Raw genomic sequence first — 9920 nt, 5'->3', positions numbered from 1 at the left:
TCTATTGTCGGGTTCGTCGCTAAAATTAACTCTTGTACACGCTCGTCATGTAAGCGCCCCAATAGCGAAGCTACATTAATATCTTCAGGTCCTACACCGTCCATAGGTGAAATTGCACCGTGTAACACATGATAGAGACCTTGATAGTCACGCATCTTCTCCATAGCTATTACATCTTTCGGATCCTGCACAACACAAATTGTTGAAACATCACGTTGTTTATCCGAACAAATATGGCAAGGGTCGATATCTGTTATATGACCACATTGTGAGCAATACATTAAATTACGTTTTGCATCGACAAGCGCTTTCGCAAATGTCGATACAGTATCTTCCTTCATTGTTAGTACGTGAAATGCCAGTCGAGCTGCTGTTTTCGGACCAATGCCCGGCAGTTTCATAAAGCTGTCTATTAATCGAGATATCGGCTCTGGATAATGCATCCTGTTCCCCCTCCTTTAAAAAGGCACATCCCAATGCTTGAGATGTGCGCTACGTTCTACTTGATTCAAATTAGAAAGGAAGGTTCATTCCTTGTGTAAATTTGCCCATTGTAGAATTTGTTGTTTCTTCAACTTTTTTCAGTGCTTCGTTTGTTGCGATAACGATTAAATCTTGCAACATTTCGATATCTTCCGGATCTACTACAGACTCATCTAAACTCACTTCAAGCATTTGACGTTGGCCGTTCATTACTACCTTCACCATACCGCCACCTGCTGCACCTTCGAATAACTGTGCATTTAAAGCTTCTTGTGCTTCCATCATTTCTTTTTGCATCTTTTGCATCTTTTTCATCATACCTTGCATATTACCCATACCACGCATCTTATTTCCTCCTTAAAATGTGTATTTACTCTTCGATAACTTCAACAAAGTCTTTTCCAAAACGTTTTTCAGCTTCTGTAATAAGCGGATCTTGCGCTTCCATTACTTGAACATCTTCAAGGAAATGGGGCTCCTCTATTAAATCTTCCACCGCATTCATATCATCCGATGGTGATTTCTTTTGATTTAAGCCATTTTCATTTATAAAGTTTTCACGCAGACGAATCCAAGCCGGCTCCGGGATACATAAAAGTTCATATTGAATCCCTACTTCCGAAGCAATCTGCTGTGTAAACAACGAAACAAGTGCATTGTTGTCAGCTACCATTTGACAATGTATATCATACTTGAATTTTATCACAAAAGCACTTGCATTTGCGGCTACAGGCTCTGCATCCGCCAATAAAGCTGCATGTGATTTTTGTAAGCTTGCTAAACCGCCTGCCCATGCAGATTTCACTTTTTGCAGGTCTGGCTTTGTTGCAGTTTTTAGTACTTCCTGAATACGGCCAGTCGGGGCATTGTATTGATTCCCCTGCGGACGTACTCGCTGTCGGGCCTGTTCTTTTTGTTGAACAGGTGCTCCCCCTCCACCACTTTCAAGCTGTTGAGACAGTTGCCCTAACCTGCTTTCAAGTGACGCTACCTTACCTTCAATAGCCGGATCGACTGCAGCGGCCCCTTGTGGTGAAGCTTTATATTGTGCCATTTTTAAAAGGGCAGTTTCTAAATATATTTTCGTATGATGCGAAAAGCGCATTTCCTGCTGGGTCTTCGCTAAAATATCAATAAAGCCGTAAAGTGTATTAGCTTCAAACTGTTCCGCTAATGACAGAAACTTTTCATCCGGTGAAATAAACTCCAATAATTCCTCTAACGTACCATCGGTCTTTAATAGAAGCAGATCCCGGAAAAATGTAATAAAGTCTTCTGCAAGGCGTAATGGTTCTTTCCCATCCGCAATTAAATTTTCGACACTGCCTAATACTTGGGCAACATCCTTTTGCTGTAGTGAAATCGCAATATCGTAAAATGCATCCTGGCTTACAGAACCTGTTACAAGAAGTACATCGTCCAATTGAACATGCTCATTACTAAATGAAACAACCTGATCAAGTAAACTTAATGCATCACGCATACCTCCTGCTGCAGCTTGAGCAATTGCCTTAAGCGCCTGCTCATCATAACCCATACCGATATCTTCCAATACAACCTTCATACGCTCTACTATATCTATAGAAGAAAGTCGTTTAAAATCAAATCGCTGACAACGGGAAATAATTGTTGCTGGTAGCTTGTGAGGCTCAGTTGTCGCTAAAATAAATACCGCATGTTCAGGTGGTTCCTCAAGTGTTTTTAATAATGCATTAAATGCACTCGTAGAAAGCATATGCACCTCATCTATAATGTACACTTTGAAACGCGCATTTGCCGGGGCAAAACGGACTTTTTCGATAATATCACGCATTTCTTCCACTCTTGAATTGGAAGCAGCATCAAATTCGATTACATCTGTATGTGAACCTTCAGTAATACTTAGACATGTAGGGCATTCATTGCATGGCTCACTTGCCGGGGCATTTTCACAATTCAATGCTTTCGCGAAAATTTTAGCTGTACTCGTTTTCCCTGTTCCTCGAGGACCGGAAAATAAATAGGCATGTGTTGTCTTACTTGCGAGGAGAGCATTTTGAAGGGTCCTCTTTACATGTGTCTGACCTGACATTTCTCTAAATGACTGGGGTCTATAAACACGATAAAACGCTTGATATGTCAACCTTTCCCCTCTCCCTTCCATTTAAAAATACATACATTCAGTATAGCATAAAGTAAATATAAACTCTTTTGAAATAAGATGAATAAATTATGCCTCGGCGTAATTAAGTCCAGATTTTTCAGACCCACAGGATGTGGGTCAGTCAGCCGTTGTCGCATAATGCGACGTTATTAGACTGACTTCTATTCCATTAAAAAATCTGTGACATCCGCCAGGTGTTTATCTACATTCGGCGGGCTCTTTAAAGGCTCGCCGAATGAGATAAACTCTCTTTTTCATATAAAAAACGCACCCACCAATAAATGATGGATGCGTTTGAAATGGTAATTTAATACCGTGCACCTTTCTTCGACTGCCGCACATAAGCGTTACTCTTGTCGCCAGCTCGGGTTAGGCTACCCCGCGGCACATAAGTGATACCACTTAATGCTGCTTCCTTCCGGACCTGACATGGTTCATGGGTACTTATTGCGCAGGACCCAACCGTCAACACTACGTGCAAAAGGCAGACCAAACAATACGGACAGCCTCAGAAAAGGAATTCAATCTTGCTAGAGCGGATTGCAAGTTACAGGGCACCGCTACCTCCCCATCTAGCACGGCAAGTATTAGTATACTAAGCAAGCTATTAAATTGCAATGAATTGCTTCAATTAAATTTTCCCAACGCTAGCAGAACTATACTCTAGAATGTCCTTTAAATATTTCACATCATCACTTTCACTTGATAAATTGGACTTTCACTTCACCAAGCGTATTAAATAATGCTGTAAATTTATCACCAGGCTCTGCTACAACAGCAGCAGATAAAGCCCCAATTGTTTTAATTTTTTGAGGCATACTTTATTCGATGAATTTTTTAAAGCTTAAAATATTTTCAATGGATGGAGTAAAAGACACATCCTCTTTTAATGTGGATATCTCGTTTTCTCTTTTTAATCAGCTTATAATTTTCCCGAAAAAATTATTGACGCAAATCCCATTCCGTGGTAAATTAATCTTTGTCGAAAAGACATCTTATATTTTGGAGGTATACCCAAGTCTGGCTGAAGGGATCGGTCTTGAAAACCGACAGGCGGGTAACACCGCGCGGGGGTTCGAATCCCTCTACCTCCTCCATTTTTGAACTTTCATCCGCTACATTAGTTAAGCGGTTTTTTTTATATCAAAATTCACTTTAAAGTACTATTTCAATTCATTGGAAATAGTACTTTTTTGTATTTGTAGACGACTTTCTTGTACAATTAAGTACTATGTCATGTATGTAAAGGGCGGTATATTAAAATTGGAATCGACTCAGCCACATATTAAAACAATGAAACTTTTCTTATTTATGCTACTTGTCGGCTTATTGACCGCCATTGGTGGCGAAATTAAAATAATTCCGTTTGAAGAAGGACCTTTTCGTTTCGGATTAGGGAGCATTATTTTCTTTTTCGCCTTACTGATTCGTCCATTACCGATTGTATCTACAGGTTTATTGACTGCACTGATCGTCATTGTCGGTCGGTCGTTACTGGATATTTTTATTTATGGACAAAGCTTCGTTACTCATATTGTTGAACATTTGCCGGCAGGCGCTTTTTATACAGTCTTTGCACTATGTTTTAAATTAATTCCACTGGACGAATTAAAAAAACAGCCGCTTATGCTCGGTTTATTAGCAACAGCATTTGAAGTACTCTCCAACACGATCGAACATGTATTAACGGATATTCTGCTTGTTTCTGATCAGGAAACATTTACTTCTTTTCTACTGTTCATCCTCGTTGGATTGTTACGCAGCTTTTTTGTTGTCGGCATTTACAGCATGATAACAATGTCAGAACAGAAGAAACAGCTAAAACAGCTCATGACGATTCATTCGGAACTATATGTAGAAGCATTGTATCTTCAAAAAACGATGACCCAAATCGAACAGCTAACAGCAAACAGTTATCAGCTTTACAAAAAACTGAAAACAAATGAAGAGCAGCTAGCTTCTGAAGCTTTACATATTGCCCAGGAAATCCATGAAGTAAAAAAAGATAATGAACGGATTCATGCCGGACTCTCTAAAATAACAAAGAGAAACTACCCGTCAAATTTTCTGTTGTCTGAGTTACTAAGTTTTATTATTGAGGCTAATGAAAATTATGCTGCCTATTTAAATAAATCGATTTCCATTACTCTTATTTGTCCAGATGATTATCAAACAAAAAACCACATTGCACTATTTGCTATTTTAAATAACCTAATGGCAAATGCTGTGGAGGCAATTGAAGAAAGCGGATTTATTACTTTGAATGTTGTAGCCGAACAGGATATGACTTCCTTTATCGTAGAAGATAATGGAGTTGGTATTGATCCGGCACTCATTCCAATTATTTTTGATGCAGGCTATACATCCAAGTTTAATGAACAGGGCCAAGGTTCTACAGGAATTGGTCTTTCCCATACAAAAACAATTGTTGAAAATCTTGAAGGGAATATTCACGTAACAAGTGATACCTCGACTTGCTTTGTTGTGCAAATCCCTACAGAAAACATTCAAAAGGAGAATGACTAATGCGTTACTTTATAGTAGATGATGACCGGGCAAGCCGGATGATGCTCAGTAATATTATTAATGACTGTGAACTCGGAGCTGTCATTGGGGAGGCAAAAAACGGTCTGGATGCCATTCCCCAAATTTTAATGATGCAGCCGGAATTTGTTTTAATCGATTTACTCATGCCGAAATTGGATGGAATTGAAACAATTGAACGACTACAACAAAATGGCTTTAAAGGCCAGTTTATTATGATTTCACAAGTTGTAAATAAGGAAATGGTCGCTGAAAGTTATTCGAAAGGAATTGAATTTTTCATTCATAAGCCTATCAATAAAGTTGAAGTACAAATGGTATTAAAACGGACAACTGAGCAATACTTATTAAGAAATTCTTTGCAAGTTATTCGCCAGTCCCTGACAAACTTTGATATTACAGATGTAACACATACAAAAAAGACGGCTCGAGAACATATCCAGTCCATCTTAAATGATATGGGAATTGTCGCTGAAGTTGGCAGTGAAGATATTATTAAAATTATAGAACAGCTATTAATCGAAAAGCATAAAATTGCACCGCTTCCTCCATTAAAGGAAGTATATGAACGTGTTGCAATGCTGACGAAAAATACGCCGGACGAAATTGTAAAAGAGAGTAAAGCAATTGAACAACGTGTACGCCGGACTATATTAGCTGCCATGATTAACTTGGCGAACTTAGGGATTGTCGATTACACGAATTCTGAATTTGAATACTATACCCCCCGCTATTTTGATTTAACGGATATTCGTTATTTAATGAATCAAATAGAAAATAATGATCAACGTAAAGCAAAAGTAAACATAAAAAAATTCATTCAAGTATTGTATTCAGAAATTATTAGTAAAGTTGATTAGTCGGATTTTGTCGGATTTTGTATGTATCTAATAAAATTAGTTTTAGGCTAGTCCTGAATCTAAATTTTTAGGGGGAACTATATTTGAAAAAGTTTAAAATTAGTTTAGCCGCGCAAATTTTAATCGGTCTTGTACTTGGTGTTATCGTAGGTGCTGTGTTCTTCGGTAACGAAAATGTACAATCATACTTACAGCCACTTGGCGATATTTTCTTAAACTTAATTAAGATGATCGTAGTACCGATTATTATTTCGACACTGATTGTTGGGGTTGCCGGAACTGGTGACATCAAACAGTTAGGTCGACTTGGCGGTAAAACACTTATTTACTTCGAAGTTATCACAACAGTCGCGATTGCTGTTGGTTTATTAGCAGCTAACCTATTCCAACCAGGTGCTGGTATCGATATGAACGAATTACAGAAATCTGATATTTCTTCATATGTTGAAACAACGGAAGCTGAAGAGGACAAAGGAACTTTCCAAATTATTGTAGACATCGTTCCTAAAAACATTATAAATGCAATGGCAGAAGGCGACATGCTTGCAATTATTTTCTTCTCTGTAATTTTCGGTTTAGGTGTGGCAGCAATTGGAGAACGCGGAAAACCAGTGCTCGCATTCTTCCAAGGTACGGCAGACGCCATGTTCTGGGTCACAAACTTAGTAATGAAATTTGCACCAGTCGGCGTATTTGCACTTATCGGTGTAACCGTTTCCAAATTTGGTGTAGAATCCCTTATTCCATTAGGGAAACTGGCGATTTTAGTATATGCAACAATGATTTTCTTCGTAGTCGTTGTTTTAGGTCTTACAGCACGTATTTTCGGTATTAATATCTTCAAATTAATTCGTATGATCAAGGACGAGCTTTTACTGGCATTCTCTACTTCTTCATCAGAGACAGTATTACCTCGTATTATGTTAAAAACAGAAAAAATGGGTGCACCGAAGGATATCGTTTCATTCGTTATTCCAACAGGTTATTCATTCAACTTAGACGGTTCGACACTTTACCAGGCGATTGCGGCAATCTTCATTGCGCAAATGTACGGTATTGACCTTTCAATTGTGGAACAGATTACATTAATGCTTGTATTAATGGTAACATCTAAAGGAATTGCCGGCGTTCCAGGGGTATCTTTCGTAGTACTTCTTGCAACATTAGGCACTGTAGGTATTCCGCTTGAAGGTTTAGCATTTATCGCAGGTATTGACCGTATTTTAGATATGGCTCGTACAGCTGTAAACGTAGTAGGTAACACATTGGCAGCACTTGTTATGGCGAAATGGGAAAAACGTTTCGACGAGAAGCAATTTGCTGAGTATCAAGCTGCGAACTTAAAATAAAATTAGAAAATGGCGTAGTGAACGATTTCACTACGCCATTTTTTATTTTACTACTTTTGCTAAATATGCGCGGATTGATGCTTCCCCATTATGTAATGCTTCATGTGCCCGCTCTTCATCTTTTGCTACTTTTGTTTCTGCTGCCTCTATAATCTGCTCGATATCCTTCTGAGGGATAATAACGACCCCATCACTATCACCAATTACATAATCACCTGTTTGAACAGCGACATTTCCTACAGATACAGCTATACCTACTGTCCCGCCACCATGTTTATTGCCTGCTGCTACTGTTGTACCTAATGAAAAGACCGGAAAATCGATTTCTTTTGCAGCTGCTATATCGCGAATAACCCCGTCCACGACAAAACCTTGAACACCGACACCTTGTGCTAGCTGCATAACAAAGTCACCCGCTACAGCACGATTCGTATTGCCTTTAGCATCGATGACTAATATTTCCCCTTTTTCTGCCTGACTAATTGCTTCAAGTACCGCACCATTTTCCCCATCTGGCAGGCGGACCGTTCTCGCTTTCCCTGCAATTTTGAAGTGTTCGGCAAGCGGTTTAATTGCTGATGCCACATTCGTATGTCCCCCTGTTGCATCGGAAATTGCCGTCGTTGGTAATGCACGTAAGCGTTCTACCATTGATAAAGTCATATTCCCATCCCCTTTTCGCTATAATGTTACTAATCATTAAAATTTGTAATTACTTTTAGCATAAACGGTACAACTTATTGTTCGCAATATTTTTTAAAATCGTTAAAAACTTTTCTATGTTGGGAATACTGAATAAAAGAAAGGAGGGATATACATGAATAATCCGCTTATTGAAATAGTAATGGATGAAAGCGGGAACAAAACTTATAAGATGAAGACCTTCGATATCAAGGTTATTGCCCGGCTGACAGGTGGTCTTGCTCCTACAATTACGTATATGCACCAGGATAAAGACGTTACAGATGATATACGTGCGATTCGCTTTCATTTTGAAAATCCGGCGTCATACATCGAAAATTATGCTTCTTTTCAAAGGATGCTTTATGAAAGGGAACAGCGCGCAGTGAATGAGCTATACGAATCCATCAGTATGAAGCCTAAAAATATGACGACAGGTAAACAAGTTTTATGGAGCTTTTTTGTCTTTCTGCTCATTATGACACCCATTTTTGTTATTGTTTGGACGAAATAAAAAAGACTGATTTCCGTTACATATAGAAATCAGTCCTTTTTATTATTTTCGTAAATGGCTTGTTTGTTCAAGCATATATCCGATACGTGCAACGACATCCTCAACTTGTGCAGGATTTTTCATTAGATCGTAATCGTTAATATCAATACGCAATACTGGACATGCATTGAAATTGTTAATCCAGTCTTCATAACGTCCGTGCATTTCTTCCCAGTACGAATGAGGTGTTTGCTGCTCCATCTCGCGTCCACGTTCGTGGATACGACCAATCACATCATCAATCGGACCTTCCAAATATACAAGCAAATCCGGGTGTGGAAAATACGGTGTCATCACCATCGCATCAAACAAATTTGTATATGTTTCATAATCTGTCGGTGTCATTGTCCCTTTGTCATAATGCATCTTTGCAAAAATACCTGTATCTTCGTAAATAGAACGGTCTTGTATAAAGCCTCCGCCATATTCAAAAATACGCTTCTGTTCTTTAAAACGTTCAGCAAGGAAATAAACTTGCAAATGGAAGCTCCACTTTTCAAAATCGTCATAGAATTTATCTAAATAAGGGTTTGTATCAACCTTTTCATAAGATGTACGGAAATTTAAGCTCTGTGATAATGCTTTAGTCATTGTTGACTTTCCGACACCGACTGTTCCTGCTATTGTAATCACTGCATTTGCAGGAATATTGTACTTCTCTCTTAAGTTCATTTCTGATGCAAACTCCTTTGTTGTAACTTTTCCTCTACTAATCGTAGTACGTACTGTAAATCTTCTTCACTTTTCACAAAATCAAGCTCATCCCCATTTAATGAGATAACAGGAATTTCTGGATGCATCTTTTCAAAATGTCCGATAAATTGATGATAATCGCTTGAAAGTTGTTCCATATATTCACGGGAAATATTCTTTTCCACTTCACGACCGCGCATTGCAATTCGTTTCATTAATGTATCCAAGCTTGCATGTAAATAAATGACCATATTGGGCTTTGGCATATCAGCAGTTAAAATTCGGTAGATCGACTCGTACTTTTCATATTCGGTCGGCTTTAAAGTACGCTTTGCAAAGATCAAATTTTTAAATATATGATAATCAGCCACTACAGGCCCTTGTGCTTCAATAATTTCATGAATATCAGATAGCTGTTTATAGCGATTGCACAGGAAAAACATTTCCGTTTGGAAGCTCCACTCACTAATATCTTCATAGAACTTACCGAGAAATGGATTTTCATCTACAATCTCTTTTAATAAATGATAGTCAAACGTTTGTGATACGGCCTTAGATAATGAGGTCTTCCCAACACCAATCGGACCTTCTACTGTTATAAATGGCACAGACAT

At 38.5% G+C, this 9920-nt stretch carries 10 protein-coding genes, 1 tRNA gene, 1 other RNA gene and 1 pseudogene (1 of these 13 only partly in view); 5 read left to right on the top strand and 8 right to left on the bottom strand.

Annotated features, from left to right (window positions below):
- The 5 genes and pseudogenes from recR to MKY07_RS00190 form a co-directional block, all read right to left on the bottom strand.
- On the bottom strand, positions 1 to 443 hold the 5' portion of the coding sequence (gene recR, locus MKY07_RS00210; RefSeq protein WP_008408641.1) for a recombination mediator RecR. It extends 154 nt beyond the left edge of the window; 443 of the gene's 597 nt are visible here — the first part of the coding sequence; it begins with the start codon at positions 441 to 443; its stop codon lies off the left edge, out of view.
- A gap of 70 nt (positions 444 to 513) precedes the next feature.
- Positions 514 to 828 (bottom strand): YbaB/EbfC family nucleoid-associated protein, encoded by a 315-nt coding sequence (locus MKY07_RS00205; RefSeq protein WP_339263435.1) that lies wholly within the window; start codon positions 826 to 828, stop codon positions 514 to 516.
- Positions 829 to 853: 25 nt separating this feature from the next.
- Positions 854 to 2605, bottom strand: a complete 1752-nt coding sequence (gene dnaX, locus MKY07_RS00200; RefSeq protein WP_014822313.1) for a DNA polymerase III subunit gamma/tau — start codon at positions 2603 to 2605, stop codon at positions 854 to 856.
- 334 nt (positions 2606 to 2939) lie between these two features.
- Positions 2940 to 3207, bottom strand: an RNA gene (ffs, locus tag MKY07_RS00195) — signal recognition particle sRNA large type.
- Positions 3208 to 3324: 117 nt separating this feature from the next.
- Positions 3325 to 3420, bottom strand: a pseudogene (locus tag MKY07_RS00190) (2-keto-4-pentenoate hydratase); the annotation flags it as partial.
- A gap of 210 nt (positions 3421 to 3630) precedes the next feature.
- On the opposite strand from MKY07_RS00190, the gene MKY07_RS00185 reads away from it, so the two are divergent.
- The 4 genes from MKY07_RS00185 (at position 3631) to MKY07_RS00170 (ending at position 7379) form a co-directional block, all read left to right on the top strand.
- Positions 3631 to 3723: transfer RNA gene (locus MKY07_RS00185), tRNA-Ser, on the top strand.
- A gap of 166 nt (positions 3724 to 3889) precedes the next feature.
- Positions 3890 to 5152 (top strand): ATP-binding protein, encoded by a 1263-nt coding sequence (locus MKY07_RS00180; protein ID WP_339263433.1) that lies wholly within the window; start codon positions 3890 to 3892, stop codon positions 5150 to 5152.
- Positions 5152 to 6030 (top strand): response regulator, encoded by an 879-nt coding sequence (locus tag MKY07_RS00175; RefSeq protein WP_008408620.1) that lies wholly within the window; start codon positions 5152 to 5154, stop codon positions 6028 to 6030. The genes MKY07_RS00180 and MKY07_RS00175 overlap by 1 nt, the downstream gene beginning before the upstream one ends.
- A gap of 83 nt (positions 6031 to 6113) precedes the next feature.
- Complete coding sequence (locus MKY07_RS00170) at positions 6114 to 7379, top strand: cation:dicarboxylase symporter family transporter (RefSeq protein ID WP_008408618.1); 1266 nt, start codon at positions 6114 to 6116, stop codon at positions 7377 to 7379.
- 42 nt (positions 7380 to 7421) lie between these two features.
- On the opposite strand, the gene MKY07_RS00165 is transcribed toward MKY07_RS00170, so the two are convergent.
- On the bottom strand, positions 7422 to 8042 hold the full coding sequence (locus tag MKY07_RS00165; RefSeq protein ID WP_339263431.1) for an RraA family protein: 621 nt from the start codon (positions 8040 to 8042) through the stop codon (positions 7422 to 7424).
- 154 nt (positions 8043 to 8196) lie between these two features.
- Here MKY07_RS00165 and MKY07_RS00160 point away from each other — a divergent pair, with 154 nt between their 5' ends.
- The gene (locus MKY07_RS00160; protein ID WP_339263430.1) at positions 8197 to 8574 is read left to right on the top strand and encodes a sodium:proton antiporter; all 378 of its coding nucleotides are present in this window, start codon (positions 8197 to 8199) and stop codon (positions 8572 to 8574) included.
- 42 nt (positions 8575 to 8616) lie between these two features.
- Here the strand turns inward: MKY07_RS00160 and MKY07_RS00155 are convergent, their stop codons facing one another.
- Together MKY07_RS00155 and MKY07_RS00150 are read right to left on the bottom strand one after the other, a co-directional pair.
- Entirely contained in the window at positions 8617 to 9285 is a 669-nt protein-coding gene (locus MKY07_RS00155) for a deoxynucleoside kinase (protein ID WP_008408612.1), read from the bottom strand.
- On the bottom strand, positions 9282 to 9920 hold the full coding sequence (locus tag MKY07_RS00150) for a deoxynucleoside kinase (protein WP_008408611.1): 639 nt from the start codon (positions 9918 to 9920) through the stop codon (positions 9282 to 9284). Before MKY07_RS00150 ends, MKY07_RS00155 begins: the two co-directional genes overlap by 4 nt.

The organism is Solibacillus sp. FSL W7-1472, from assembly GCF_037969775.1.
Lineage (GTDB): Bacteria > Bacillota > Bacilli > Bacillales_A > Planococcaceae > Solibacillus > Solibacillus silvestris.
This window is presented reverse-complemented; position numbering and strand designations above follow the sequence as displayed.

Bases quoted from the DNA above. Each gene is read 5' to 3' on its own strand.
- MKY07_RS00205 (WP_339263435.1), bottom strand. From the start codon at position 828: ATGCGTGGTATGGGTAATATGCAAGGTATGATGAAAAAGATGCAAAAG.
- MKY07_RS00175 (WP_008408620.1), top strand. From the start codon at position 5,152: ATGCGTTACTTTATAGTAGATGATGACCGGGCAAGCCGGATGATGCTC.
- MKY07_RS00165 (WP_339263431.1), bottom strand. From the start codon at position 8,042: ATGACTTTATCAATGGTAGAACGCTTACGTGCATTACCAACGACGGCA.
- MKY07_RS00160 (WP_339263430.1), top strand. From the start codon at position 8,197: ATGAATAATCCGCTTATTGAAATAGTAATGGATGAAAGCGGGAACAAA.
- MKY07_RS00155 (WP_008408612.1), bottom strand. From the start codon at position 9,285: ATGAACTTAAGAGAGAAGTACAATATTCCTGCAAATGCAGTGATTACA.
- MKY07_RS00150 (WP_008408611.1), bottom strand. From the start codon at position 9,920: ATGTCTGTGCCATTTATAACAGTAGAAGGTCCGATTGGTGTTGGGAAG.